The 25,932-nt window shown below is 56.9% G+C and carries 30 protein-coding genes, 1 pseudogene and 1 riboswitch; of the genes and pseudogenes, 19 read left to right on the top strand and 12 right to left on the bottom strand.

Features of this window, described 5'->3' with window-relative positions; translation table 11 throughout:
• Positions 1–149: 149 nt before the first annotated feature.
• A complete protein-coding gene (locus tag JQR90_RS15780; protein WP_286790330.1) occupies positions 150–1,136 on the bottom strand; it encodes an NAD(P)/FAD-dependent oxidoreductase in 987 nt (328 codons plus the stop codon).
• 176 nt (positions 1,137–1,312) lie between these two features.
• On the opposite strand from JQR90_RS15780, the gene JQR90_RS15775 reads away from it, so the two are divergent.
• Positions 1,313–2,221 carry a TIGR01777 family oxidoreductase gene (locus tag JQR90_RS15775; protein WP_010795608.1) on the top strand — a complete coding sequence of 303 codons (909 nt, stop codon included), beginning with the start codon at positions 1,313–1,315 and terminating at the stop codon, positions 2,219–2,221.
• On the top strand, positions 2,218–3,243 hold the full coding sequence (hemH, locus tag JQR90_RS15770) for a ferrochelatase (protein WP_010795607.1): 1,026 nt from the start codon (positions 2,218–2,220) through the stop codon (positions 3,241–3,243). The genes JQR90_RS15775 and hemH overlap by 4 nt, the downstream gene beginning before the upstream one ends.
• 46 nt (positions 3,244–3,289) lie before the next feature.
• Here the strand turns inward: hemH and JQR90_RS15765 are convergent, their stop codons facing one another.
• Together JQR90_RS15765 and upp are read right to left on the bottom strand one after the other, a co-directional pair.
• Complete coding sequence (locus JQR90_RS15765) at positions 3,290–4,504, bottom strand: uracil-xanthine permease family protein (RefSeq protein WP_019364865.1); 1,215 nt, start codon at positions 4,502–4,504, stop codon at positions 3,290–3,292.
• Positions 4,505–4,557: 53 nt separating this feature from the next.
• A complete protein-coding gene (upp, locus tag JQR90_RS15760) occupies positions 4,558–5,196 on the bottom strand; it encodes a uracil phosphoribosyltransferase (RefSeq protein ID WP_010795605.1) in 639 nt (212 codons plus the stop codon).
• Between the two features lie 175 nt (positions 5,197–5,371).
• Here upp and JQR90_RS15755 point away from each other — a divergent pair, with 175 nt between their 5' ends.
• The 3 genes from JQR90_RS15755 to JQR90_RS15745 all read left to right on the top strand — a co-directional run bounded on the left by JQR90_RS15755 (position 5,372) and on the right by JQR90_RS15745 (position 6,785).
• Positions 5,372–5,929, top strand: a complete 558-nt coding sequence (locus tag JQR90_RS15755; RefSeq protein WP_010795604.1) for a hypoxanthine-guanine phosphoribosyltransferase — start codon at positions 5,372–5,374, stop codon at positions 5,927–5,929.
• Between the two features lies 1 nt (position 5,930).
• On the top strand, positions 5,931–6,407 hold the full coding sequence (locus JQR90_RS15750) for a WbuC family cupin fold metalloprotein (protein WP_219651135.1): 477 nt from the start codon (positions 5,931–5,933) through the stop codon (positions 6,405–6,407).
• A gap of 90 nt (positions 6,408–6,497) precedes the next feature.
• Positions 6,498–6,785, top strand: a complete 288-nt coding sequence (locus tag JQR90_RS15745; protein ID WP_010795602.1) for a PA4642 family protein — start codon at positions 6,498–6,500, stop codon at positions 6,783–6,785.
• A gap of 47 nt (positions 6,786–6,832) precedes the next feature.
• Here the strand turns inward: JQR90_RS15745 and JQR90_RS15740 are convergent, their stop codons facing one another.
• On the bottom strand, positions 6,833–7,270 hold the full coding sequence (locus JQR90_RS15740) for an acetyltransferase (RefSeq protein WP_286787891.1): 438 nt from the start codon (positions 7,268–7,270) through the stop codon (positions 6,833–6,835).
• A 153-nt stretch (positions 7,271–7,423) separates the two neighbouring features.
• On the opposite strand from JQR90_RS15740, the gene JQR90_RS15735 reads away from it, so the two are divergent.
• Complete coding sequence (locus JQR90_RS15735) at positions 7,424–8,008, top strand: YajG family lipoprotein (RefSeq protein ID WP_074822384.1); 585 nt, start codon at positions 7,424–7,426, stop codon at positions 8,006–8,008.
• A 51-nt stretch (positions 8,009–8,059) separates the two neighbouring features.
• Here JQR90_RS15735 and JQR90_RS15730 read toward each other — a convergent pair whose 3' ends face one another.
• Positions 8,060–9,226: a 1-acyl-sn-glycerol-3-phosphate acyltransferase gene (locus JQR90_RS15730; RefSeq protein WP_010795599.1), complete on the bottom strand. Its 1,167-nt coding sequence runs from the start codon at positions 9,224–9,226 to the stop codon at positions 8,060–8,062.
• Between the two features lie 159 nt (positions 9,227–9,385).
• Between JQR90_RS15730 and JQR90_RS15725 the strand changes: the two genes are divergently transcribed.
• From JQR90_RS15725 to JQR90_RS15710, 4 genes are all read left to right on the top strand, one after another.
• Positions 9,386–9,568: a CPXCG motif-containing cysteine-rich protein gene (locus tag JQR90_RS15725; protein WP_010795598.1), complete on the top strand. Its 183-nt coding sequence runs from the start codon at positions 9,386–9,388 to the stop codon at positions 9,566–9,568.
• Complete coding sequence (locus tag JQR90_RS15720) at positions 9,568–9,828, top strand: DUF2007 domain-containing protein (protein WP_010795597.1); 261 nt, start codon at positions 9,568–9,570, stop codon at positions 9,826–9,828. The genes JQR90_RS15725 and JQR90_RS15720 overlap by 1 nt, the downstream gene beginning before the upstream one ends.
• A 67-nt stretch (positions 9,829–9,895) precedes the next feature.
• Positions 9,896–10,513, top strand: coding sequence for an SOS response-associated peptidase (locus tag JQR90_RS15715; RefSeq protein ID WP_434140110.1), 618 nt, complete (start codon positions 9,896–9,898; stop codon positions 10,511–10,513).
• Between the two features lie 117 nt (positions 10,514–10,630).
• Positions 10,631–11,452 (top strand): M48 family metallopeptidase, encoded by an 822-nt coding sequence (locus JQR90_RS15710; RefSeq protein WP_010795595.1) that lies wholly within the window; start codon positions 10,631–10,633, stop codon positions 11,450–11,452.
• A 72-nt stretch (positions 11,453–11,524) separates the two neighbouring features.
• On the opposite strand, the gene JQR90_RS15705 is transcribed toward JQR90_RS15710, so the two are convergent.
• The 3 genes from JQR90_RS15705 to JQR90_RS15695 all read right to left on the bottom strand — a co-directional run bounded on the left by JQR90_RS15705 (position 11,525) and on the right by JQR90_RS15695 (position 14,339).
• Positions 11,525–12,109, bottom strand: a complete 585-nt coding sequence (locus tag JQR90_RS15705) for a TMEM165/GDT1 family protein (RefSeq protein ID WP_239382603.1) — start codon at positions 12,107–12,109, stop codon at positions 11,525–11,527.
• A gap of 16 nt (positions 12,110–12,125) precedes the next feature.
• Positions 12,126–12,292: riboswitch (yybP-ykoY riboswitch) on the bottom strand.
• Between the two features lie 56 nt (positions 12,293–12,348).
• The gene (locus JQR90_RS15700; protein ID WP_434140109.1) at positions 12,349–13,344 is read right to left on the bottom strand and encodes a methyltransferase; all 996 of its coding nucleotides are present in this window, start codon (positions 13,342–13,344) and stop codon (positions 12,349–12,351) included.
• 29 nt (positions 13,345–13,373) lie between these two features.
• Positions 13,374–14,339 (bottom strand): 2-hydroxyacid dehydrogenase, encoded by a 966-nt coding sequence (locus tag JQR90_RS15695; RefSeq protein WP_239382607.1) that lies wholly within the window; start codon positions 14,337–14,339, stop codon positions 13,374–13,376.
• A gap of 82 nt (positions 14,340–14,421) precedes the next feature.
• Here JQR90_RS15695 and JQR90_RS15690 point away from each other — a divergent pair, with 82 nt between their 5' ends.
• Both JQR90_RS15690 and JQR90_RS15685 read left to right on the top strand, forming a co-directional pair.
• Positions 14,422–15,006 (top strand): ACP phosphodiesterase, encoded by a 585-nt coding sequence (locus JQR90_RS15690; RefSeq protein WP_239382609.1) that lies wholly within the window; start codon positions 14,422–14,424, stop codon positions 15,004–15,006.
• A 63-nt stretch (positions 15,007–15,069) separates the two neighbouring features.
• A complete protein-coding gene (locus tag JQR90_RS15685; protein ID WP_434140108.1) occupies positions 15,070–15,855 on the top strand; it encodes an MBL fold metallo-hydrolase in 786 nt (261 codons plus the stop codon).
• On the opposite strand, the gene JQR90_RS15680 is transcribed toward JQR90_RS15685, so the two are convergent.
• Positions 15,837–16,766 carry an acyltransferase gene (locus JQR90_RS15680; RefSeq protein ID WP_010795589.1) on the bottom strand — a complete coding sequence of 310 codons (930 nt, stop codon included), beginning with the start codon at positions 16,764–16,766 and terminating at the stop codon, positions 15,837–15,839. The two genes, JQR90_RS15685 and JQR90_RS15680, sit on opposite strands and share 19 nt — an antisense overlap.
• Positions 16,767–16,875: 109 nt before the next feature.
• Positions 16,876–17,176, bottom strand: a pseudogene (locus JQR90_RS15675) (DUF3565 domain-containing protein).
• On the opposite strand from JQR90_RS15675, the gene JQR90_RS15670 reads away from it, so the two are divergent.
• Positions 17,145–17,630 (top strand): FKBP-type peptidyl-prolyl cis-trans isomerase, encoded by a 486-nt coding sequence (locus JQR90_RS15670; protein ID WP_010795588.1) that lies wholly within the window; start codon positions 17,145–17,147, stop codon positions 17,628–17,630. The pseudogene JQR90_RS15675 and the gene JQR90_RS15670 overlap by 32 nt on opposite strands.
• Before the next feature lie 126 nt (positions 17,631–17,756).
• Positions 17,757–18,239 carry a glutathione peroxidase gene (locus tag JQR90_RS15665; RefSeq protein ID WP_010795587.1) on the top strand — a complete coding sequence of 161 codons (483 nt, stop codon included), beginning with the start codon at positions 17,757–17,759 and terminating at the stop codon, positions 18,237–18,239.
• Between the two features lie 28 nt (positions 18,240–18,267).
• Here JQR90_RS15665 and cysZ read toward each other — a convergent pair whose 3' ends face one another.
• Positions 18,268–19,038 (bottom strand): sulfate transporter CysZ, encoded by a 771-nt coding sequence (gene cysZ, locus JQR90_RS15660; protein WP_010795586.1) that lies wholly within the window; start codon positions 19,036–19,038, stop codon positions 18,268–18,270.
• A gap of 236 nt (positions 19,039–19,274) precedes the next feature.
• On the opposite strand from cysZ, the gene JQR90_RS15655 reads away from it, so the two are divergent.
• Positions 19,275–19,874 (top strand): peroxiredoxin, encoded by a 600-nt coding sequence (locus JQR90_RS15655; RefSeq protein WP_010795585.1) that lies wholly within the window; start codon positions 19,275–19,277, stop codon positions 19,872–19,874.
• 177 nt (positions 19,875–20,051) lie between these two features.
• Entirely contained in the window at positions 20,052–21,014 is a 963-nt protein-coding gene (gene trxB / locus JQR90_RS15650) for a thioredoxin-disulfide reductase (protein ID WP_010795584.1), read from the top strand.
• 71 nt (positions 21,015–21,085) lie between these two features.
• Here trxB and JQR90_RS15645 read toward each other — a convergent pair whose 3' ends face one another.
• Positions 21,086–22,489, bottom strand: a complete 1,404-nt coding sequence (locus JQR90_RS15645) for an adenosylmethionine--8-amino-7-oxononanoate transaminase (protein ID WP_010795583.1) — start codon at positions 22,487–22,489, stop codon at positions 21,086–21,088.
• Between the two features lie 131 nt (positions 22,490–22,620).
• On the opposite strand from JQR90_RS15645, the gene JQR90_RS15640 reads away from it, so the two are divergent.
• The 3 genes from JQR90_RS15640 to JQR90_RS15630 all read left to right on the top strand — a co-directional run bounded on the left by JQR90_RS15640 (position 22,621) and on the right by JQR90_RS15630 (position 25,549).
• Entirely contained in the window at positions 22,621–24,195 is a 1,575-nt protein-coding gene (locus JQR90_RS15640; protein WP_010795582.1) for a flavin monoamine oxidase family protein, read from the top strand.
• A gap of 196 nt (positions 24,196–24,391) precedes the next feature.
• Complete coding sequence (locus tag JQR90_RS15635; protein ID WP_010795581.1) at positions 24,392–24,940, top strand: cytochrome b; 549 nt, start codon at positions 24,392–24,394, stop codon at positions 24,938–24,940.
• 30 nt (positions 24,941–24,970) lie between these two features.
• Entirely contained in the window at positions 24,971–25,549 is a 579-nt protein-coding gene (locus JQR90_RS15630; protein ID WP_026003820.1) for a YceI family protein, read from the top strand.
• Positions 25,550–25,932: the final 383 nt, after the last annotated feature.

The raw sequence follows: 25,932 nt of genomic DNA, 5'->3' as shown, positions 1-25,932 counted from the left end.
AAATTGAACGTACAAAACTTATACAAACTATTATTCTTGTACAAGTTCAATATCGTTATTGACCAGGGGTGGCGGTGATAATTCGACAAATCAGACGCAAGGTAGGTGTGCTGCGGAGCGCCGCGAGCCTTGCGCGGCGCTGGATGGGGTCACTCCAGATGATCAAGCAAGCGGCTGGCGGCATCAAAACCGCTCAGCCAGGCACCTTCTACACGGCCTGTACCACACCAGTCTCCACATGCATAAATACCCAGGTCCGCGTCAGCCAGCGCGCCCCATTGATGGCCTTGCGCCGGACGTGCGTAAAGCCAGCGATGAGCCAGCGTGAAGGCCGGTTCGGGTACTGCGCAACCGATGAGTTCGGCAAAGGCACCATGAAGCTGTTCGATAACCTGTTCCTTGGATGCATCCAGGTGTTCCCGACTCCAGGCGCTGGTTCCATGGAGAACCCAGGTGTCGTAGTCGGTTTCCCGGCCTGGCTTGCAGCGGTTGCGAGCAAACCAGTCCAGCTCACCTTCCTGAACGAAGCAGGCTTCAACAGGCGTATCAAGCGGCGTCTTGAAGGCCAGTGCAACCGACCAGGTCGGATCCATCACCACACCGGCCGCCACTGCGGCAAGCTTTGGCGCAGTGGCCAAGAGCGGCGTCGCCTGGGGTGCAGGTGTTGCGATGATAACGTGGCTGAACGGGCCGTGGTTGTGACCGTCGGCGTCCTGCAGGGACCAATGTTGGGGGCCACGGAATGCTTCGGTAATCCGGCAGCCAAAGGATGCCAGCAGATCACCGACCATGGCTCGGGTAATGGCGCTCATACGGGGTATGCCGACCCAGCGCGGCTGCTCATCCTGAGAGGGTGTGAGCGCGCCCGAACGGTACTGGTACAGAGCTGGGTCCCACTCCGCTACCCAGCCTTGGGTGCGCCATTGGCTGACCGCATCGATGAAACGGCGGTCACGGGCAGTGAAGTATTGGGCCCCCAGATCAAGCGAGCCGAAATAGCTCCGCTTGCTGGCCATACGGCCTCCACTTCCACGGCTTTTTTCGAACAGATGAACCTTATGTCCTGCCGCGTTGAGGACATGGGCGGCGGAAAGCCCGGCGATGCCGGCGCCGATGATGGCGATGGGTGCTGTCATGAAAGGCCTCGCTTGTCTTGGCAGAACCTGTCGACGAACGTTTTGCAATTAAGCAGGCTCTACGAGTACGACTGTGACAAAGCTGATCCAGTTGCACTATGACCTTAACAAACAAACCTGAAGAGGTCTTCAGCGCGACGCGTTAATTTGGCCCCAAATGATGAAGGAACGACGACATGCATATAGTGCTGACCGGCGGTACAGGCTTGATCGGCCGGGCGTTGTGTCATGACTGGCTGACGAAAGGGCATAGCCTGACCGTGTTGAGCCGTTCGCCCGACAAAGTGGCCCGTGAGTGCGGCGCCTCGGTGCGTGCCATTGCCCGTCTGGACGAAATAAACGGCGAGCCGGTCGATGCGGTTATCAACCTGGCCGGCGCGCCTATAGCGGATAAGCCTTGGACGTCATCGCGCAAGGCTGAACTCTGGCGAAGCCGGATTGCGCTGACCGAATCCCTGGCGGACTGGATGAGGGCGCAGCCAAAGCCGCCCAGGGTGCTGCTTTCCGGATCTGCTGTCGGCTATTACGGCGATGGGGGAGAGAAGCCGCTCAAGGAGGATAATGCGGTCCCTGGTCATGACTTTGCCAGCGAGCTATGTGTAGCCTGGGAGCAGGTCGCTAATGAGGCAGAGGCTCTGGGGGTTCGTGTCGTCACCCTTCGGACAGGGTTGGTGCTGGCCGCGGATGATGGCTTTATGCAGCGTCTTTTGCCTATGTTTCGCCTGGGCCTGGGCGGGCGCCTGGGCAGCGGACGTCAATGGATGCCCTGGATTCATTTGAAAGATCAAATCGGGGCCATCGATTTTCTTCTGAACCAGGAGTCGGCCAGTGGCCCTTATAATCTGTGTTCACCACAACCGGTACGTAATGCCGATTTTGCACAGGCTCTAGGACGTGCACTGCATCGTCCCGCACGAATACCTGTTCCCGCCTTTGCCTTGCGCCTGATGGGAGAGATGTCGAGTCTGCTGCTGGGTGGGCAGAGAGCCTTGCCTCAGCGATTGCTGGATGCAGGTTATACCTTTCGCTTTACCGATTTGGACGCGGCACTGAATGACCTGCTGCGCGCTAAGGACTATTCATGACTGATCACGCATTATTGCTCGTCAACCTGGGCTCCCCGGCGTCGACGTCGGTACCTGATGTACGGCGCTATCTCAACCAGTTCCTGATGGACCCCTACGTAGTAGATCTGCCATGGCCCGCGCGTCGCCTGTTGGTCTCCCTGATCCTGGCCAAGCGGCCGGCGGCCTCGGCCCATGCTTATTCGTCCATCTGGTGGGAAGAGGGTTCTCCGCTGGTTGTGCTCAGCCGTCGCCTGCAGGATGCCATGCGCGCCAAATGGACCCATGGCCCGGTGGAGTTGGCGATGCGGTACGGCGAACCCTCCATTGAGTCGGTATTGACCCGGTTGGCGAAGCAGGGCGTTTCCGAAGTTACTTTTGCGCCGCTTTATCCTCAATTTGCCGACAGCACGGTCACTACCGCTGTGGAGCTGGCTCGCAAGGTCATTCTGGAGCAGCGGCTGAAATTGAAGATGCATGTGCTTCCGCCGTTTTATGACCAGCCTGAGTACCTGGAGGCGCTGGTTAAGAGCACCGAATCCTATCTCCAGCAGCCGTTCGATCATATATTGATGAGTTTTCATGGTCTGCCTGAGCGGCATCTGCACAAGTCCGACCCAAGCGGTACACATTGCCTGAAGGGCGCTGACTGCTGCCAGAACGCCAAGGGTACGGTGTTGGAAAGTTGCTACCGTGCGCAATGTATCCGCACAGCGGAAGGGTTTGCCCGCGAGGCAGGCCTGAGGCCGGATCAGTGGTCCTTCTCGTTCCAGTCGCGCCTTGGTCGCGCCAAGTGGATCGAGCCTTACACCGAGGCACGCCTCGATGAGCTGGCTGCCCAGGGAGTGAAGCGTCTTCTGGTAATGTGTCCTGCGTTTGTCGCGGACTGTATCGAGACGCTGGAAGAAATCGGCATGCGCGGCAAGGAGCAGTTTGAAGAAGCCGGTGGTCAGGAGCTGGTACTGGTGCCGTGTCTGAATGATCATCCCGCGTGGGTTGATGCGCTCACCACCCTGTGTGAGCGGGTGCCCCGTGCGGTGTGAGTCTGGAATCTGAATATAAAAAGCCCCGCTCTAGCGGGGCTTTTTTTTACAGAAGACTATCCGGCGGCGGTGCGTCCTTACGCCAGTGATTGTGTCCCGGTAGCAGCAGGTTGAGCCCAATGGCTACAATGCCGCAAAGCGAAATGCCCTTCAGACCAACCTCGCCATTACCGATCACGATGCCGCCGATCCCAAAGACCAGGGTCACCGATACGATTACAAGGTTACGTGCCTCGGACAGATCGACCTGATGACGAATCAGGGTATTGAGGCCGACCACGGCAATCGAACCGAACAGCAGGCAGAGGATGCCGCCCATGACTGGCACCGGAATGCTCTGCAAGGCGGCACCGAATTTACCGACGAAGGCGAGGGCAATGGCAAAGCCGGCCGCCCACAGCATGATCTTGGGGTTGTAATTCTTGGTCAGCATGACCGCGCCGGTTACTTCGGCGTAGGTCGTATTGGGCGGTCCGCCAAACAGGCCGGCCGATGAAGTGGCGATACCATCACCCAGCAAGGTACGGTGCAGGCCAGGTTTTTTCAGGTAGTTGTTGCCAGTGACGCCACCCACGGCAATAACGCCGCCCACATGTTCGATGGCTGGCGCCAAGGCGACCGGCACCATGAACAGGATCGCTCCCCAGTGGAATTCGGGGGCGACAAAATGGGGAACGGCCAGCCAGGGGGCTGCAGCAATCGCATCGGTATGCACCAGGCCAAACAGGAACGCAAGGGTGTAACCCACGATGATGCCTGCCAGGATCGGTACCAGCTTGAAAATGCCACGGCCGTAGATAGCCACAATCAGCGTGGTTATCAGCGCAGGCATGGAGACCAGCATGGCGGTGGCATAGGGGACCAGCTGCGCACTGCCGTCGCCAGCCTTGCCCATGGCCATATTAGCTGCCACCGGGGACATGCCAAGACCAATGGAAATGATGACTGGTGCAATCACGACCGGGGGCAGGAGCCGGTCGATGAAGCCAATCCCCTTGAGCTTAACGGCCAGGCCCAGGAAGGTATACACGAAACCGGCCGCGACCACGCCACCCAGCACGGAAGGCAGGCCGAACTCGGCCTTGGCCGCAATGATCGGAGCGATGAACGCAAAGCTTGACGCCAGGAAGACCGGCACTTGACGGCCTGTCACAAGGTGGAACAAGAGCGTACCCAATCCGGCAGTAAAGAGCGCAACGTTTGGATCCATGCCGGTAATGAGCGGCATCAGGACCAATGCGCCAAAGGCGACAAACAGCATTTGCGCGCCAGACAAAATCTGTCGCCATAGCGGATCGTTATGAGACTGCACTATCAGGTGTCCTTTTGCTTGGTGCCGAAGATCTTGTCACCGGCATCACCAAGTCCAGGCAGGATGTAGCCATGCTCATCCAGACGCTGATCTACGGAGGCGGTATAGATGCTGACATCGGGGTGAGCCTTTTCGACCGCAGCAATGCCTTCCGGTGCAGCTACAAGGACCAGTGCACGAATTTCTTTGGCACCTGCTTTCTTGAGCATATCGATGGTGGCAATCATGGAGCCGCCCGTCGCCAGCATAGGGTCGATGATCATGGCCAGACGGCGATCGAGCTCGCCGACGAGCTTTTCCAGATAGGTATGGGCTTCAAGCGTTTCCTCGTTGCGCGCCAAGCCGATTACGCTCACCTTGGCGCTGGGAATGAGGCTGAGGACGCCGTCAAGCATGCCGATGCCGGCGCGCAGGATCGGTACGACTGTTACCTTCTTGCCAGAAATCTTCTCAACCGCTACGGTGCCACACCAGCCTTCGATGTCGACGTTTTCGACAGGAAGATCCTTTGTAGCCTCATAGGTGAGCAGGGCGCTGACTTCTTGTGCCAATTCCCGAAAATTTTTGGTACTAATATCGGCCCGCCGCATTAATCCAAGCTTGTGGCGGATCAGCGGATGTCGAATTTCATGGATGGGCATGGGAATGGTCTCCGGCGTACTGGCAAAATTACGCTAGATTAAATCATTAGGGTCCCTTTCGGGCAGATGTTTTGTCGCGATTGGCTTGCTCGCCGACGGTTAGCCCGGTAACTTTGCCGCCTTTTACCCAAGCCTGCCCCGCAGGCAGGTGTGTACCATGTCTGGAGAGTCCCCTATGTCCGCCGATCTCGATCATATCCGTAATGTCATGGCGGAGGCCGACTGCCTGTTCGACGAAAGCCAGGTAGAGGCAGCCATTGGCAAGGTGGCCGAGGCAATTACGGCTGATCTGGCTGACCGTAATCCTGTCATGTTCTGCGTGATGAATGGCGGTTTGATCTTTGCCGGCAAGCTGGCAACCAAGCTCAATTTTCCGCTGGAGATGTCCTATCTGCATGCGACCCGCTATCGCAATCAGACAACTGGCGGTGAATTGTTCTGGAAGGCCAAGCCGGAAATTTCCTTTATTGACCGTGATGTACTGATCGTCGACGACATTCTCGACGAAGGGCATACGCTCAATGCCATCATCGAATTCTGCAAGCATGCCGGTGCCAAGGCGGTGCATACAGCCGTACTGATCGATAAGGATCATGATCGCAAGGCCGTTCCTGGCCTGAAAGCTACTTATTCCGGGCTGTCCTGTATCGATCGTTACATTTTTGGCTACGGTATGGACTACAAGGGCTATTGGCGCAACGCACCCGGTATCTACGCGGTAAAAGGTCTCTGATATGCGGGGTCCGGCGTTCATCGATCAGGTACTGTTCGCCGGGCTTACCCAACAGGCGGCAGACAGTCCTCGCCTGCGCTACCACCATGGTTTTCATACCATGGATGAGCCCTGTCATCGCCTGTCAATCGGCATGCAGCCAGACACCTACATTGCGCCTCACCGGCATATGGACCTGACCAAGGCCGAAACGCTGCTAGTGCTCAAGGGACGTATTGGTGTCCTGTTCTTTGATGAAGAGGGAGCGCTGACCGGACAGCGTCTGCTTGAAGCGGGTGGTGATTGTGTGGGGGTCGATTTTCCTCCAGGCCTCTATCATTCGCTGGTAGTGCTTGAGACTGATACTGTTATCTTCGAATGCAAGGCAGGCCCTTTCCGCGCCTTGCAGGATAACGAGTATGGCCCCTGGGCGCCGCGCGAGGGCGAGCCGGGAACCCAGGCCTATCGAGACTGGATGGCGGCCCGCTTCGAGTCCTGACCGCTCGGCTGAGCATGATTTTGGGCGTTGAGTGACGGGGTGGGGCGGAGTAATATGCGGCCCTCTCGTTTTCCGCACAGGTACTTTGCGATGCGTAAGGACAAAAAGCAGGTAATCGGCGAGGAAATCAGCGACGATAAGATCAAGCTGTTTCTCGCAGTCGAACCGGCCGATGATACGCCGCCTTCCCTGCATAAACTGGTAAAGGCATACCGTGGATTGAGAGCTGACGACTTTGAACGTTTCGTTGGTTTCTTCGTTGAAGCAGGTTATGACCTAGACGCTCGTGATGCAGAGGGTCAGGACTTCATCGATCTGATCCGTGCCCATCGCAAGGCTGAGCCGTACGTGGATGCGGTGCGTGGCGCTCACGCCTGATCACCTGTTCTGAAAAGCCCGCCTCTTTGATAAGGACGCGGGCTTTTTTACGCCTTTTGCTTGAGATGCAGAATAGGGTAAGGCTTGCCGAGGCTATCTACGGCAGAGCGCCCTGTCACGGTGAACCCTTGTGCCAGGTAAAAGCCTTTGGCCCCATCGTTCTGCTCGTTGACGTCTACCGTTAGTCGGCCGTGTAGCCCGGCCGCATGGCGCAAGAGTCGCCTCCCATGTCCTTGACCATGTCGGGCTGGATCAACAAAAAGCATGTCTACGCTGGCCTGGGTAAGACCGATGAATCCTGCAGGTTGATCGTCATCGGACAAGCTGACCCACGTTTCCAGGCTGGGCAGGTAGCTGTCACGCACCAGCGGGCGGAAAAAGTCGATGTCGTCCTCAGGTAGAAAGTGATGGGTTGCCCTGACGGCCTGTTCCCAAATCTCGACCAGCAAGGGAATGTCTGTAGGCGTTGCGCGTCTTATGGACATGGTATGCCTCGTGTGTACGTGATGCATTTATTTGAGCACGTCGCCCGGCTGTTTGCAGCGTTTCGCTTGCGGCGGCTCATACAGTGCTGTCAGGCATTCACGGGCTGGGTATACTGCCTGCCATCAACGACCCACATGAAGATGGAGTAGAGCATGCGCAATCGCTTGTTGCTTGGTCTGATCGCTGTTGCCGGACTGGCTATTGCCGGCTGTGCCAGCAGTCCACAGCAATTGAGTCCGCAACCCAAACTGACAGCCCCAATCGCTGCGGTCGGGCACGGGCAGCCTGTTTCGGTACGTGTCGTGGACGGTCGCTCGTCATTCTCGCTGGGAACTCGGGGCGGTTTGTATCCTGAAACCAGTACCGTGTCGGTCCAGAGCAACGATGTCATTCCAAAGCTTCAGGCTGAAGCGGAGTCAGCGGTTCGTCTGCTGGGCTTCACGCCAACGGCCAATGCCTACAATGCTCCCCAGCTGACGCTGACTCTGGCGGAACTGAAGTATCAGTCGCCCAAGGAGCTATACGTCACCTCGGCCAATATTGGCGCAACCTTCAAGGTGGATGTGCGTAACAGCATGCGTGGCTACAGCGGTCGCTATGGCGCCTCGCTGGAGCAGCGTTTCGGTATGGCACCCAATACGGCAACCAATACCAAGCTGGTAAGCGATGTGCTGAGCGATGCGTTGACCCGCGTCTTCAAGGACCAGACTATCGCCCAGGTTCTTAACGGGCAGTAAGCCTGTTATCTGAAGAAGCCCCGGCAACGGGGCTTTTTTGATTCAACCAACTTAATCCAGTGGTCGCCCTGCCAGGAGCCGATACTTGTTCAGTACAGGCTGGGCATATTGGCGGATCATCTGCAGGCGGTATTCGGCAGGGCAGTTATTGAGGCGCTCCTGCCACTTCTGCCGAGCTTCAGCCAGCTCGTCTGCTGGGAACAGGCTTTCTGCCGAGGGTACGGTCAGTGACTCGTCACGGCCGTCCCAGCGCTCATAGGCCAGGTGGTTGGCAGGGAAAAGTCGATAGTTAGTCAGGATGCGGCGGTCCATTTCGGTTGCCAGCTGCTTGGCATCGCTGAATTCGCCGGTCAGCATCTCGCCAAACTCCACATGCACGCGTCCCTTGTAGCCCGTGATGCCCAAGGCAATGCTGACGTCATCCTCGCCAGGCGCCTTGGCATAGGTGCCGGTGGTTTCACGAATATAGAGTTCACGGGCCTTGGCCAGATCGCAGGGATCATACTCATAGCTGATCGACACAGGCACGATGTGCAACGCCTTTACCATATCGGCAAAGGAGTCGTCCTTGCAGCCCATGTGAAACATCTTGAGGATGGCTGAGTCGGTGCGGTCGTCTCCATCCTTGGCCCGGCCTTCGGCCTGGGCGATCCAGACGGACTGGCCATCCTGGCGAATGGAGTAATTGATATAAGCCGAAAGCGTCTGATACGCCGCAAGCTTTTCACGCCGTCCGGTGATGGAGCGGTGGACGATAAAGCTCTTGTTCAAGCGCATGAGGTCGCTGACGAAGGGCTTCTGCAAGAGGTTATCGCCAATGGCGATGCGCGGGGTTGGCAGCCCGGCATGATACACGGCGTAATTTACGAAAGCTGGATCCATAACGATGTCACGGTGGTTAGCCATGAACAAGTAGGCACAGCCGCTACGTAGATTATCCAGGCCCGAATAAGTCACACCATCGGTGGCTTTCTCGATCGTACGATCGACATAAGGCTCCAGTTTGTCCTGAAGCATGCTGACGCTGGTGATACCGGACACTTCCTGCCTCAGCCGATGGCGCAGCATAGGCTTGAGCAGCCATCCAAACGGGCTGGACAGTTTGGGGAAGCGGTAGCGGGTCAGGATGTCGATAAACTGCTCATCATTGATGAGTCGGGCCAAGACGGCAGGGACTTCTGTATCGTTGAAGGGTCGAATGGCTTCGAACTCGCCCATATCGTTCTCTTTTTAATAACAAGTGGCGACACGTGTCGCAAAGTGGCGGCCATAGTAGAGCGCGCAGCGAGAGATGCAAGCCGAATACGGCGTTAATGTCGCCCCTGGCGATTCCAATCATCGCAAAAACACGGTGCCGGAGCCTATTAGGAGCCCATTATGCTGGAAAGCCAACCGTATGAGTGTCCTTACTGCGGAGAACCTGCCGAGGCGGTGGTAGACCTGTCGGGTGGCGATCAGTCGTACTATGAGGATTGCCCCGTCTGTTGCAGACCTATCTTTTTTATCTTACACACAGAGGGTATGACATGGTCTCTCGAAAGTCGGCGAGAGGATGAATGATGCTCAGGATCTATGAGCCGCGGGATCTCCTGGAGGCAGAAATGCTACTGGCCATGCTGGACAGTGAGGGTATTGACGCGCATTTGGCGGGACGCCATTTGATAGGCGCCATTGGCGAGTTGCCTGCTATTGGGCTTCTGGGAATTGCCGTGCATGACGCAGATGCTCCGCGCGCCCGCGAGCTGATTGCCGATTACAACGCTGCTCAGCCATTGCCTTATGAGGACCCGGACAGCGGGCCGGCCGTGTTATTGTGCTGAAGCGGTAGTCGGCTTTGCCTGAAAAGGCGAACCGAATCGCTCTGTTTGTTTTCTTGCCTGGTTGTGTATGTCTGGACGCTACGCCTTGTTTCGCTGGCCTCCCGAGGTAACTCGGATGACCGGTTTTCCAGCGGACTATCAGCCGCGCTGGAACATCTCTCCCCATGCCCAGGTGCTATTCATGCGGCACCATGAGGGCGAGTGTCGTGTCGACAGTGGCCGTTGGGGCCTGACGCCCGCCTGGTTCACGGATCTCTCGCGCACGCCCACCCATGCCCGGGCGGAAACGGTAGCGGATCAGCCTATGTTTCGCGAAGCATTTGCCCAGCGCCGCTGCCTGTTACTGGCCAATGGGTTTTATGAATGGCGAGGGACTTCGCGCAAGCGGGCCTTCTGGATGATCAATGGCGAGCCGCTGGCTTTCTTTGCAGGCATCTGGGAGGCCTATCCGGTCATGGGGCAGGTCTATTTGAGTGTGGCCATGCTGACTCAGCCCGCTGGAGGACTCCGTCGCCCGCTGGTGCTGGCCGAGGCCGAACGGGACGCTTGGCTGTCATCCACGACAGAGCCGCGCGTCCTGAATGAGATCCTGCTGAAGCCCTCAATGCCGCTGCGTGAGAGAGTGCTTGCCGGTATTGTGAATGATCCCTCGGTAGACGGGCCGGAATGCCTGACGCCGCTTTAGGCGTTGGGCTGGCAATGCCGAACTGCTAGCCGTGTCACTCGTCGCTTGGTCGGTAGGAGTTGTCGAGACTGGCGGCGCGACCTACCATCTGCGCAGTCGCGCAATCAGGAGAGTGTCATGCGTCGTGTTTTACCCATCGTCGGTCTTTCGCTTTCAGTACTGCTCAGCGCATGTCAGGCGGTGAATACCACTAGCGGAAATGCTGTTGGGGTTGAGCGTAAGCAGTATATGTTCAGCATGTTGTCGGCTGATCAGGTCAACCAGATGTACTCGCAGTCGTACCAGAAGACGGTTACCGAGGCGAAAAACGCCGGCAAGCTGGCCAACGATACGGCTCAGGGCAAGCGAGTACAGGCAATAGCCAAGCAGTTGATTGCTCATACGTCTGCGCTGCGGGCGGATGCGGCCAACTGGGATTGGCAGGTCAACGTGCTCCAGAATGATGAAGTGAATGCCAACTGCGGCCCGGGTGGAAAAATCTTTGTTTATACCGGCCTGCTTGATCAACTGAAGCCTACGGACGATGAGCTGGCCGCTGTGATCGGGCATGAGATTGCCCATGCACTGCGTGAACACAGCCGCGAGCAGATGTCCCGCGCCTATGCCATCGAGATGGGTCAGAATATCGGCGGGGCGCTGCTGGGTATTGGTCAGGGTGGTATGCAGGTGGCGGATCAGGTTACCCAGGTTAGTCTGACTTTGCCGTTCAGCCGTTCCAACGAGAACGAGGCAGATCTCATCGGGCTCGAACTGGCCGCGCGCTCGGGCTATAACCCCAATGCCGCCGTGACGCTCTGGCAGAAGATGGCCAAGCTGAGTAATGGTAACCAGTCACCAGAGATACTCAGCACCCACCCGTCCGATGACAAGCGGATGAGCAATCTGGAGGCTGCCATTCCCAAGGTCATGCCGTTCTATGAGGCCAGCCGTAAGTCGTGACAGGTCGGCTATCGAGAACCAGAAGCCCCGGCTGCTGATAGCCGGGGCTTTTTTATGCTCAGAAAGGAATAATTAGAACGCACCGCTTAGTTCAAGCGCGTGATAAGCCGCCGCGAGAGCCAGGATGCCGAATGCCGTAGAGGCGAGTCGGCGGATCAACACCAATGGCAGCCGGTCAGCGGCAAAGTTGCCTGCGAGTACAACGGGTACGTTGGCCACAAGCATACCCAGTGTCGTGCCCATGACGACCAGAATGAAATGAGGGTATTGGGCTGCCAGCATCACCGTGGCGACTTGTGTCTTGTCTCCCATTTCCGCCAGGAAGAACGCCACCAGCGTTGTCAGGAAAGGTCCAGAGCTCTTTTTAAGGCCTGATGCCTCATCTTCGTCCAGCTTGTCCGGGATCAGCGTCCAGAGGGCGACGGCTACAAATGAAATCGCCAGAATCCAACTCAGGGCCGTCTCGCTGAAGAAGCGGCTGACCCAGCTGCCAACGGCGCCGGCAACAAAGTGGTTGGCCAGCGTCGAAGCCACCATTCCCATGATGATAGGCCAGGGCTTACGAAATCGGGCAGCCAGCAACAGAGCAAGCAGCTGAGTCTTGTCGCCTATTTCTGCAAGGGCGACGACCAGCGTAGGGACTAACAGGGATTCCATCAGGTTTCCAAAAGGGGTGGGCATTAATTAGACAAATGACATGCATGCCTTCCCACCCCGGGTAAAGGCTGCATGTCATAGGTCTTGTCAAACCCGCAGGTCGCGAACGCCATGGTCGAGGACCAAGTATGTTGACGGACGCCTGGCGCTGATGGCCAGAGACTACTCCCCTAGGACGGCGCGCATTCTGCCCAAACATCCAGGCAGGTGCAATTCAAAAGAGCGATACGCTGTCTCTATCAGCAGCGGAAGGCCTGGTAGATACGAAAGCCGTCACGCTCTGCCAACACCTTGCAGGGCCCCAGATATTGCTCGATCAGTGGGGGATACCTGAGAAAGCTGTTGGCCACAATACGTAGCTCGCCGCCTGGGCGCAGGTGATGGACGGCTTCGCGTAGCAGGGTCTCGCTGGCTTGATAATGAGTGTGTACGCCCTGGTGAAACGGCGGGTTGCTGATAATGGCGGCCAGCCCAATGGGCGCCGCAGCGATACCGTCGCCAGCCAATACGGTGCCGTCCAGCCTGTTGGCAGCCAAGGTCAGGCGGCTACTCTCTACCGCAAATGCGTCCACGTCGAGCATATGAAGGTCATTGTGGGGATAGCGCTGTTTGAGCGATGCACCTACTACACCTGCGCCGCATCCGAAATCCAGCAGCGCACCAGCAGGTAGATTATCGAGGTGTTCGAGCAGAAGGGCGCTCCCCTTGTCGAGCCGCCCGTGGCTGAACACACCTGGCAGGCTGACTACATGAAGCATTGAACCGGCAACATCCAGCTCGAAGCGCTCGGCCCGCTCATGCAGCATGACGGGGGCTGCCTCAGGATGTGAGACCTTCCACAACTGACAGTGCCGAGCATTGTCCAGCTTGCTGGCGGCGCCCAGCAGAGCCAGCTGTTTGGCAGCCCGCTCGATTCCACCCCGCTTTTCGCCTACCACATACAGTGCCCCTTGAGGGACCATGGCCGCCAAGACGCTGAGCAGGTAATCCGTCAGCTCTCTGGACTTGGGCAGGAACAGTACGGCGGTATCGTATGGCTGAGCAGGTGTAGAGGTTCCGAAGTCGACTCTCCCGGGAAAGCGAGCCTGGAAATAGGCCTCATCGCCTGCATGCCAGGTCCAGCCATGTGCCTCCGGGAGGTGGCTCAATAGATCATCTGCAGGTAATCCTGCCAGCAAGGTTCGGCCTTGAAAATGCTCGGGCTGACGGAGCAGGACTTCGCTGCGTGGATCCATGGGCGTCCTCGGTAAAAAAAGCGCGAAGCTTAGCAGACCGTGCGAGTCGGCGCGCCCGCAAAAAAGGCGGTTGCGTTATCGGTCAGCTGACCGATGATCCGCTGGCGAGCCTCCCGGCTTCCCCATGCATTATGAGGCGTCACGATAAGCCTGGGAATGTCGTGGGCGAGCAGGGGATTTCCGCCTTTTGGCGGCTCCTGGGTGAGGACGTCCGTGGCGGCGCCTCCCAGATGACCGCTCCGCAGGCAGTCGGCCAATGCCTGTTCGTTCACGATACCGCCTCGAGCCGTATTGATCAGAAAAGCGGTGGGCTTCATGGCAGCCAGTTGCGGAGCATCGATCAGGTTGCGCGTGGCGTCGGTAAGGGGGCAATGCAGGCTCAACGCGTCTACCTGGGGCAGTAGCGCTTCCAGCGGTATGTAGCCTTCGCGCACTGGCCGTCCAGGCAACTGACCCAGCAGGATACGCATGCCAAATGCTTCCGCCAGGCGAGCAACTGCACCGCCAAGCTCACCGTGACCCAGGATGCCAAGCGTCTTGCCTTCCAACTCCATGATGGGATAGTCGAGCAGGCAGAACTGCTTGGCTTCCTGCCAGCGTCCGGCCTGAACATCGCGCTGATAATCCGGCAGTCGCGTGGCCAGGGCCAGCAGGAGCGCGAACGTGTGCTGTGCAACGGAAGGCGTGCCGTACCCCTGACAATTGCAGACGGTTATCCCATATTGGCGTGCTGCGTCCAGATCCACATTATTGGTGCCGGTGGCGCTGACCAGTACCAGCTTGAGCGATGGGCATGCAGAAAGGCAGTCAGCGGTCAGGCTGACCTTGTTCACGATAGCCACCTCCACGGCCTGCAGGCGCTCGATAATCTCGTCGGGCGCGGTGGCCGGATAGACGTGGAATTCGCTGAAGGCTGCCTTCAACGGAGCTGGATCCAGATCTCCCAGGTCCAATGAGGCATAATCCAGAAAGGCGGCACGACGGGCTAGGCTCATGGGGTGTCCTTATGATTATTGGCCGGAACTGCCAGCCTAGCAGAAGCCCCTGGCGCAGGGGCAAGGTAGTAAGCTGACAGGCATGAATTATCTCGCTCATCTTCATCTTGGCGGTTCAGATCGTGAACAGCTGCTGGGAAGTCTTTACGGTGACTTCGTCAAAGGTCCTCTCGATAATCGCTGGCCCTTGGCTATCGAACAGGCTATCCGCCTGCATCGCCGTATTGATGCCTTTACCGACAGCCATCCCTTGATCGATCGTGCCCGTGCACGCTTTCCCGAGGCGCGCCGGCGCGTCAGCGGTATCCTGGTCGATGTCTTTTTCGATCACTGCCTCAGCCGGCATTGGGCTGCTTACGCCGACCAGCCATTAGAGGCTTTTATTGCGCGGTTCTATCGTATTCTGCTGTCGGAGCCTGATTTGCCGCCACGGCTGGCGAGGATCGCGCCGCGTATGGCAGCTCAGGACTGGCTAGGCAGTTATCAGGAATTCAGGATCATCGAACAGGTCATCAATGGTATGGCGAGTCGACTGTCCCGGCCTGTACTCCTTGAGGGCGCCTTTGCGGAAGTAGAAGCGCGTTATGCGTTGCTTGAGCAGGACTTCTTTGACTTTTATCCCGAACTGCTGGCGTTCGTTCGTCAGGCGCAGCGGGATCGCTATTGATTCAGGTCAACATGCGCAACGGCTTGTGCGCATAGAGTCACCGCGCTATTACACGAGGTCCCTATGCGCCGCGATCCCATTGTGCTGTTTGATAACGGCTCCCATAAATGTTTGTGCTTCGATAGCCTGGTTACAGGAGACGGAGTGCAATCCAACCAGTTTCTCATCATCGATCATGATGAATATCTACTATTCGATCCCGGCGGTGATCTGACCTATACGCCGCTGTCGCTGGAGCTGTCCAGGCATATTCCGCTGCAGGATCTGACCTATATCTTTGCATCGCACCAGGACCCCGACATTATCGCGGCGCTGGACAAATGGCTGCTGCATACGCGGGCTCAGGTCATCTGCTCGAAGCTGTGGGCACGCTTTCTGCCTCATTTGACGGCCGGTTATCTGTCCATTAGTCACAACCTGTCGGTCTTTGAGCGAATCATACCCTTGCCTGATCGGGGCCAATCTTTCCGGCTGGGCCAATGCGCCCTCATGGCCGTTCCCGCCCACTTTCTGCATTCAGTCGGTAATTTCCAGCTATACGATTCTGTCAGTCGAATTCTCTTTTCGGGCGATATGGGCGCCTCACTCGTGGATGACGCGGCACCGGTCGAGAATTTCGAGGCTCACATGCCCAGCATGGAGTGCTTTCATCGACGCTACATGGCCTGCAACAAGGCCTGCCGGCTATGGGCAGGCATGGTCAGGGAAATGAATGTTGCCATGATTGTGCCTCAGCACGGGCGGCCCTTTGCGTCGCCGCCCGTGATCAAGGCGTTTCTGGACTGGATCGAAACCCTGGAATGCGGGATCGACCTAATGACGCAGGAAGACTATCGCTTGCCTGCATGAAGGTAATGCTTGGGCGGATACTCCTGATGTAGCCGCTCCAGCAGTTCATCCTTGGCTGTCCAAAGCTGGTTAACCCAGGCCTGGAAGGCTGCGCGGTATTCGCTGTCCAGGTCGTAGCTCTTGCCCAGAAAAGCTGCGGGGATGGCAATCTCTTCGACACGCACGACAATGGCTGCAATCCGGCCGGAGAGCAGATCCCAAAGGCTCGGCGTTCCGTTGGGATAGTGGATGGTAACGTTGACCAGCGAATGCAGCTGCTCTCCCATCGCATCCAGCACAAAGGCGATACCGCCCGCACGCGGGCTCAACAAGTGACGATACGGCGCGCGCTGGGCGTCATGTTTGGCTTGGGTGAAACGGGTTCCTTCCAGAAAATTGAAGATTCCCACCGCCGTATCGCGAAAGCGCGCGCAGGCCCGACGTGTAGTCTCAAGGTCCTTGCCACGCTTTTCAGGATGGCGGGCCAGATACGCTTTCGAGTAGCGCTTCATGAAGGGAAAGTCGAGTGCCCACCAGCACAATCCAATGACAGGCACCCAGATAAGCTCTTGTTTGAGGAAGAACTTGAGCGGACGGATATGGCGATTCATCAGGTACTGGAGCGCAAAGATATCAACCCAGCTCTGATGGTTACTGGTCACCAGATAGGAGTGTTTGTAATCGAGGCTGGCGAGCCCGCGGACGTCCCAGTGGATGCGACCCGTCAGGCGAATCCAGAGATGATTGCCACTGATCCAGGCCTCGTGGATGGCATTCATGAGGCGTCTGGACAGCCGTTGTGCAGTCGGGAAGGGCAGGCACAGCTTGAGTAGCGTTACGGCAAACAGTGGCCAGCACCAGAACAGGGTGTTGGCCGCTAGGAGCAGGCCGCCCACAAGACCACGGACCAGGCTAGGTAGATAATGAAGCATCAAGCGTTCCCAACAGCAAAAAGGCGGCAAATCATAAAACAAGCCAGCGTCGGGAAACATGCTTCATAAGCGCTCACGGCAGGATTAAACCGGATTGACCTCATGCCATTCAGCTTTTGGCGCACCAGCCGCATGGAAATGATTGTCCGATATGCTTCAAGCGCTGCGCCTCGTCGTTTACCCAGGCACGGGTTTGCCAGGGCGGGTCGTGGCGGAGGTGCTGGCTGTGTCCACAACTCAATAAAACTACCCAATGACCCTCTTCATCCTGATAAAAATCCAGAATGACACTCGTCTGCTTTGATGGCGGTGGGTCGCAATCGGGGCGATTGCCGCGTACACTTGACCTTTCATTCATCTTATTCAAAGGTTTTTACCATGCAGATTGCGGCCAACAAAGCGGTCTCCATCGACTATACCCTGACCAACGACGCCGGTGAGGTTATCGACAGTTCCGCTGGCGGCGCCCCGCTGGTATACCTGCACGGTGCAGGCAACATCATTCCGGGCCTTGAGCGTTCGCTCGAAGGCAAGCAGGCTGGCGATGAACTCAACGTTGCCGTCGAGCCTGAAGATGCGTATGGCGAGTACAGCCCTGAGCTGGTCGCTACCCTGAACCGCAGCATGTTCGAAGGTGTGGACGAGCTGGAAGTGGGCATGCAATTCCACGCTTCCGGTCCAGACGGCGGCATGCAGATCGTTACCGTGCGCGACATCGATGGCGATGACGTGACCGTTGACGGCAACCACCCGCTGGCTGGCCAGCGCCTGAACTTCAAGGTCAAGGTTGTGAACGTGCGTGATGCCTCTTCTGAAGAAGTCGCTCACGGTCACGTACACGGTGAAGGTGGTCATCAGCACTAAAACGCGACGGAAATCCTGGTGTGGCGGGAACGAACCCACACTAGAATGTCCAAGCGAGAGCGTCCGAAAGGGAACAGCCCGGTCGGACGCTTTTTTTACGCCTACTGTATTCACAAGGAGCACATCATGAGTGCGTTCCACGATCTCACCTTGCAAGGGCTGGATGGGAAGGATCTCCCCCTGGCACCTTACAAAGGCAAGGTGGTGTTGGTGGTTAATGTGGCATCCAAATGCGGATTGACCCCGCAATATGCGGGCCTGGAATCGCTGTATCAGACCTACCGCGACCGCGGGTTGGTCATCCTGGGCATTCCATGCAATCAATTCGCAGGCCAGGAGCCTGGAAGCGATGCGGATATTCAACAATTCTGTAGCACGAACTATGGCGTTTCGTTTCCCCTGTCGAGCAAGATCGAGGTAAACGGCCCGACACGTCATACCCTGTACCGGCAGTTGGCTGGTGAAGGTGCGGAGTTTCCCGGAGAGATCACCTGGAATTTCGAGAAATTCCTGGTAGGTCCCGATGGCCGGGTTCTGGCTCGTTTCAGCCCACGAACTGCGCCAGATGATCCCAATCTGGTTCAGGCCATCGAGAAAGCGCTTCCCTAGCGCAAAGGCGGCGGGGCGAGCCGCGCAGTTACCGAGGCTCCCCCGCTGCAGGCAATGCCTTTGCGCCACCCTCTCTGACCCAGAACAGCGTCGCGCCGGCCACTGCTGCAGGCATGAACAGAACGTTCACGACCGGGACCAGAAGGGCCAGGTACGTAATTCCGCCAAATCCCAGGCAGCGTGTCCGCTTGCTACGTAACCAGGCCAGCATTTCGGTAAAGCCCAGCTTGTGGTTGTCCGCTGGATAGTCGATGTACTGCACCGCCATCATCCAGACGCCAAACAGCAGCCAAAGCGGTGGAGCAATCAGATTAAGCCCTGGAATGAACGAGAGCACCAATAACCCCAGTGCACGGGGTAGGTAGTACCGCAGTTTTTTGAATTCCCGCGCCATGGTTCTGGGAATCATGGCAACTAACTCTCCCGTGCTGAACGGCGGGAAGTCGTCCTGGCCGCGTACCACGACCTCAACCTTCTCAGAGAGAAAGCCGTTGAAAGGTGCCGCAATGATGTTAGCCACCATGGTGAACGTGAAATAGATCATGAACAGGACGAGTACGAAGAAAAAAACGTACAGCAACGGTACCAGTACATAATCCAGAAAGCTTAAGTATGAAGGAATGGAAGGCATCAGATGATGCACCCAGCCATTGAACTTGCTTAGCGCAAAGCTGATCGTTGCGATGAACAGGATAAGATTGATCGACAGGGGCAGTACGACAAAGCGACGCAGGCCAGGCCGCAGGATCAGTTTCAGGCCTTCACTGAAATACAAAGGGCCGGATAAAGGCTTGCTCATTCAAAACTCCGGTAGCGAGTAAGAGCGCAATAATGAAGCCTTATTACGGTCGAATGCCAATAGTGACCTGTAAACAGCCGTGACGTGATTCTAGGGTTGTGCGTTGTGGCGTACCATAGTGTCCGACATCAGGCGGGTCCGCATAGGTTATGCCTATGATTTGGATTAAAACTCGCCATTTTATCCAAAGCGGCAAGCCGCGTAGGCTGCTGCCTTATCGCGTTAAGGAGAGGCTAATGAGCGTTCTGGTAAACAAGCAGGCCCCGGATTTTACAGCTCCAGCTGTTTTAGCTAACGGTACTATCGTCGAGAACTTCCAGCTGTCCACTTTGCGTGGCAAATACGTTGTGCTGTTCTTCTGGCCGCTGGATTTCACCTTTGTTTGCCCGTCGGAAATCATTGCCCACAATAACCGCATCGCTAAATTCCGTGAGCTGGGCGTAGAGGTCGTTGGTGTGTCCATTGACTCTACCTACACGCACTACGCCTGGCGTAATACGCCAGTAGAGAAAGGCGGCATTGGCCCGGTCGAGTTCACCATGGTGGCTGACGTCAAGCACGAAGTAGTTCGCGCCTATGGCATCGAGCATTCGGATGGCGTGGCGTTGCGAGCGTCTTTCCTGATTGACAAGGAAGGCGTCGTGCAACACCAGGTGGTCAACAACCTGCCGCTGGGCCGGGAAGTGGATGAGATGGTGCGTCTGGTTGAGGCACTGCAGTTCACCGAAGAGCATGGCGAAGTCTGCCCGGCTGGCTGGCGCAAGGGGCAGAAAGGTATGAAGGCCGACGCAGAGGGCGTTGCTAACTACTTGGCTGAAAACGCTCATAATCTGTAACTATTGGGCAGGCAGGTCCTATACGGGCCTGTCATCCAGACAAGGTTCTGGACAATAAGCGGGAAATCCCGCACGGTTCGCGGGCTGTCGACTTTGTAAGCCTTCCCCTGGTGCTTCGACAGCCCTTTTTATTATTAGCACGTGTGCCGACGCCCTATGCGCGGCATGGAGACAAACATGTCTGAAGTTCGTCATGCTCGAGTCATCATTCTCGGTTCCGGCCCTGCCGGTTACACCGCGGCAGTCTATGCTGCACGCGCCAACCTCAAGCCGTTACTGATTACTGGCATGCAGATGGGCGGACAGCTGACTACCACGACCGAGGTAGACAACTGGCCGGGCGACCCTCACGATCTAACAGGGCCTGCGCTGATGGAGCGGATGCGTGAGCATGCCCAGCGCTTTGAAACCGAGATCGTGTTCGACCATATCAACGGTGTGGATCTGGCCAACAAGCCTTTCACCCTCACGGGTGACAGTGGCACCTATACCTGTGATGCACTGATCATCGCAACCGGCGCCAGTGCCCGTTACCTGGGCCTGACCAGCGAAGAGAGCTTCATGGGCAAGGGCGTATCGGCCTGCGCTACCTGTGACGGTTTCTTCTACCGTAATCGTGAAGTGGCTGTAGTGGGCGGTGGTAACACTGCTGTGGAAGAAGCGCTTTACCTGGCCAACATTGCCAGCAAAGTCACGCTGATCCACCGCCGCGATACGTTCCGCGCTGAAAAGATTCTGCAGGACAAGCTGAAGTCCCGTGTGGCCGAAGGCAAGATCGAGCTGAAGCTCAACGCAGCTGTAGACGAAGTGCTGGGCGACAATATGGGCGTTACTGGTGTTCGCCTGAAGAACAACGATGGCAGCATGGATGAAATCCAGGTTGCCGGCCTGTTCGTTGCGATTGGCCACACGCCAAACTCCTCGCTGTTCGAAGGTCAGCTTGAGCTGAAGGATGGCTATGTAGTGGTCAAGGGCGGCCGTGAGTCCAATGCTACGGCAACCAGCATCGAGGGTGTGTTTGCTGCTGGTGATATCGCCGACCACACCTACCGCCAAGCGATTACCTCGGCAGGCGCTGGCTGCATGGCTGCGCTGGATGTCGAGCGCTACCTGGATGGCCTGGGCGATAACCTCTGGTAAGCCAGTCTCTGGTAAACCCTGTGGTTTCATGAGAAAGCCCCGCTTGTGCGGGGCTTTTTTGTTTGGCTGAATCAACCCGGGTCGCGATGATTCGGATGAAAGCCGCTCACTGGAGCCTGTACGGTTTCACGGGTGGCTATGTCGATTCCTTCACTGGCGACCTCGGCCAGGAAATCAATCTCTTCTGGCGTGATGATGTAGGGCGGCAAGAAGTAGACCACGTTACCCAGCGGACGAAGCAGGGCTCCCCGGGTAAGTCCATGCTGGAATACCTTGAGGCCACGTCGTTCCTGCCAGGGGAATGGTGTCTTGGTGGCTTTGTCCTGAACCATCTCGATGGCGAGCGCCATTCCGGTCTGGCGCACTTCGGCGACATTGGGATGATCCACCAGATGCCGGGTGGCCTGTTGCATCCTTGCAGCCAGTGCCTGATTGGCCTCTATTACCTTGTCTTCTGCAAAGATATCCAACGTTGCCAGGGCTGCGGCGCAGGCCAGCGGGTTGCCTGTGTAGCTGTGGGAATGCAGGAACGCACGCAGGGTATCGTATTCATCATAGAACGCCTGGTAGATGTCATCTGTAGTGAGGCAGGCTGCAAGAGGCAGATAGCCGCCTGTAAGAGCCTTGGACAGGCACAGAAAATCCGGGCGGATACCGGCCTGCTCGCACGCAAACATCGTTCCGGTACGGCCAAAGCCGACGGCGATCTCGTCGTGGATAAGATGCACGCCATAGCGGTCACAGGCCTCACGCAGTAGCTTCAGGTAAACCGGATGGTACATGCGCATACCACCGGCACCCTGAATCAGCGGCTCGACGATGACAGCGGCTACTTCCTGATGATGCTCCGCCAGGGTCTGCTCCATATGGGCAAACATGGCGCGGGAATGCGTTTCCCAATCCATGCCTTCCGGGCGCAGGTAACAGTCGGGGCTGGGAACCTTGAAGGTATTCAGCAAGAGCGATTTATAGGTTTCGGTGAAAAGCGCAACATCGCCTACCGACATGGCCGCTACCGTTTCGCCATGGTAGCTGTTGGTCAAGGTGACAAACTTGTTCTTTTCTGGCTTTCCACTGTTGAGCCAGTAGTGATAGCTCATTTTCAACGCAACTTCGATGCAGGACGATCCGTTATCGGCATAGAAGACGCGATCAAGGCCCGCTGGGGTCAGCTGCACCAGCCGTTCGGACAACTCAATCACAGGCTGGTGGCTGAAGCCGGCCAGAATCACATGCTCCAGTTGGTCGACCTGATCCTTGATCCGCTGGTTGATACGTGGGTTGGCATGACCAAATACATTGACCCACCACGAGCTGACCGCATCAAGATAGCGGTTGCCCTCAAAGTCTTCCAGCCATACACCACGACCAGATTTGATCGGGATGACTGGCAAGCGCTCATGGTCTTTCATCTGGGTGCAGGGATGCCACAACACATCCAGGTCACGCTGCATCCACTCGGCATTCAGGCCCATAAAGGTCATCCTCCAAACACATTTGGCTGGCAAGCCTATGCAATGCTCCGAACGGTAGCAAGGCGCGTCTAGTGGATGCCGCTTCGCTGGCGTATGCTGCGCACCGCCGTTGGGGCTGAGGAGTCTGAAAGATGTCGGTACGTGTAGCGCGTCTCGGAGCGCTTGCTGTTTATGGGTTGTTCAGCGTATCTGCGCTGGCTGCAGGCAAGGTGGAAAAGCATGTTGAAAAGCATGCGGAAAAACCGACCGCAAAGGAATCGGAGCAGCCTGTTGCCAAAGGTAATGGTCGGTCGGCCATCGTAATCGGCGCCGGCATGGCCGGTCTGGCCTCGGCCTATGAGCTGCAAAAAGCCGGTTGGCAGGTGACGCTACTTGAAGCCAAGCCCAGTGTTGGCGGACGTTCAGCGCTGGCGACCAGTGAGTGGATCGGTAATGCCAAGGCTCAGCCGGCCCTCAATAGCTATCTGGATACCTTCAAGATCAAGACGGTCGATGCACCTAGCTATGTGCGCACGCCGGGTTATCTAATCGATGGGCAGTATTATTCGCCAGAAGATCTTGCTCAAAAAATGCCGGACGTGAGCGCTGCACTCAAGCGCGTCGACAAGGCGCTGGATGAGCTTGCGGCATCAATCAGCGATCCGCTCAAGCCGACCGCTGGAAAAGGCCTGTTCGCACTGGATCAGACGAACGTGGCCAGCTGGCTGGATAAGCAGAACCTACCGCCATTGGCGCGCAAACTGATCAATCAGCGTATCCGTAGCCGCTATGATGAGCCATCGCGCCTGTCGCTGTTGTATCTGGCTCAGCAGACCCGCGCCTACCGGGATATCAGTGACGCCGATCTGCGTGCGGCCCGTCTGCCGGGTGGTAGTACCGTGCTGGCCCAGGCATTTGTCAAGCAGATCAAGACGCTCAAGCCCAACTCCAAGGTGTCGGCTATCTCGCAGGACAAGGATGGCGTGACCGTCAAGGTAGGGCCTACGGGGTACCATGCCGATTATGTGGTCATGGCAGTGCCCCTGCGTGCCTTAAGCTCGATCCAAATGACGCCGGAACTGGCCGAGGCACAGCGGGCTGCGCTCAAAGGCACGAACTATGGATGGAGAGACCAGATTCTTCTGAAGTTCAAGACGCCGGTCTGGGACAGCAAATCTCGTCTGTCTGGCGAAATCTATAGTGATCAGGGGCTGGGCATGCTGTGGATCGAGCCGGCCGTGAAAGGTGGCGCCAACGTGCTGATCAATCTGTCCGGTGATAATGCCCGCGTGATGCAGGCGTTCGGAGATCGCCAGTTGGCAGATCAAGTCCTGATCCGTCTGAACGCTTTTTATCCCAAGGCTCGCGGTGCATTTTCCGGCTACGAAGTGCGTCGCTACAGCACCGACCCAGGTGTAGGTGGTTCCTATCTGGCCTATGGCCCGGGGCAGGTCAGCCGTTACTGGCGTGTATGGGAGCAGCCTCAGGGGCGCGTCGTCTTTGCTGGCGAGCATACCGATGCGCTGCATCCGGGGACATTGGAAGGCGCCTTGGCCAGCGGTCAGCGGGCCGCTCGACAGGTCGAAGATCTCGCAGCAGGCAAATCCGCTGCGCCTGAGACCAAGCCTACCGATGCCAAGCCTGCCAGCCTTGCGCCTGACGCAGCACCTAAAGCTACTGACGAGAAAAAGGGCTTCTTTTCTCGCATGTTCTCCTGGATGCATTGATTTACGACATGTTTCACCGCCTGGCGTCCTGCCGGGCGGTCTTCTAGCCTTACCCCTCTAGCACCTACGTTTTCCGTTCAGCCAGAGTTATCATCTTGTTCTATCTAATAAAACGATCGATTAAAGCAACTTTTTCCGCTTCATTTCGATACGTTTATCGCTAGGCTTGCTAGCAGCATGAACAAGGAGATTCATGATGAATTGGCGTAACGATCCGCATCGCTATGGGCTTGTCAGCGTAACCCTGCATTGGGTGATGGCGATCGCCATCGTTGCCCTCTTTTGGCTTGGACTGTGGATGCGGGGGCTTGATTACTACAGTCCCTGGTATCACCGAGCACCCGAGATTCACAAGGGCATCGGCATCATTCTGCTGATTGCTCTGCTCATGCGTATCGTCTGGCGTTTCGTCAGCCGGCCGCCTGCCATCGAAGGAAGCCGAACGACTCAATTGGCTGCCACGTTTGGCCATCTGGCGCTGTATGCACTCATGCTGGGCGTTATGGTCGCCGGTTATTTCATCTCGACGGCTGAAGGCCAACCGATCAACGTATTTGGCTGGTTCAATGTGCCGGCTACCGTCAGTGGGTTGCGTGATCAGGCTGATTGGGCTGGGGCGATTCATCTCTGGTTGGCCTGGACGTTGATCATTCTGAGCGGGCTGCATGTACTTGCCGCGCTCAAGCACCACTTTATCGACCGCGATGCCACATTGTTACGCATGTTCGGCCGACGCCGGGCATGACGTGACCTATTTCAGAAGGGAGACATCATGATGTTGAAGAAAAGCTTCGCTGCTCTGGCATTGGGAACTGCACTGTTGACCGCCGGCCACGCCATGGCCGCCGATTACAAGATCGACAAGGAAGGGCAGCATGCCTTTATCCAGTTCCGTATTCAGCACCTGGGTTATAGCTGGCTCTATGGGACATTCAAGGATTTTGATGGCAATTTCACCTATGACGAAAAAAATCCGTCTGCAGACAAGGTGAAGGTTACGATCAAGACCGATAGCGTCGACACCAACCATGCCGAACGTGACAAGCATTTACGCAGCGCCGACTTCCTGAACGTATCAGCGCATCCGACGGCAACCTTCGAGTCCACCAAGGTGACGCCGACAGGTGATAATGCAGCTGACATCGAAGGCAATCTGACGCTCAACGGCGTGACCAAGCCTGTCGTGATCAAGGCCAAGCTGATGGGGCAGGGCAATGACCCGTGGGGTGGCTACCGCGCCGGATTTGAAGGCTCGACCAAGCTCAAGCTCAAGGATTTCAACATCCAACGTGACCTGGGTCCGGCTTCGCAAGAGGTTGAGTTGACCCTGTCACTGGAAGGTGTACGCCAGTAACTAAATATTTCGATACACAAAGCGCAGTTCCGCAAGGGCTGCGCTTTTTTTATGGGCCTAGTCTGACAAACGTGATAATAGCCTTTAAATCTTCATAACTTCTGCACACTGTCTAGGCTAAATAACCAAGTTCAGCAGTGCTCTAGCCTGTTAACCATGAAACGCATCACATCGAATGCGGGTCTGTTGAAAGCTCAGGAGCAAGATGCCAAATGGTTTTTTCAATCGCTTGGATAAGTCCCCGCAGGCGACTTGTTCCTGTTTACAAACAACCATGTACGTAAGTATATTGGGCGATCACAAGAATCTGCCAAGAATGATGCGGCCGCATAGCGTCGCGTTGCCTAGCACCCTATTCAAAGGTTTTGTTCAAGGACTCCGAT

It is taken from the genome of Pseudomonas sp. JZ114 (assembly GCF_051027705.1).
GTDB lineage: Bacteria > Pseudomonadota > Gammaproteobacteria > Pseudomonadales > Pseudomonadaceae > Chryseomonas > Chryseomonas luteola.
Note: the sequence above shows the minus strand (reverse complement) of the source record. Positions and strands in the feature narration are given on the sequence as shown.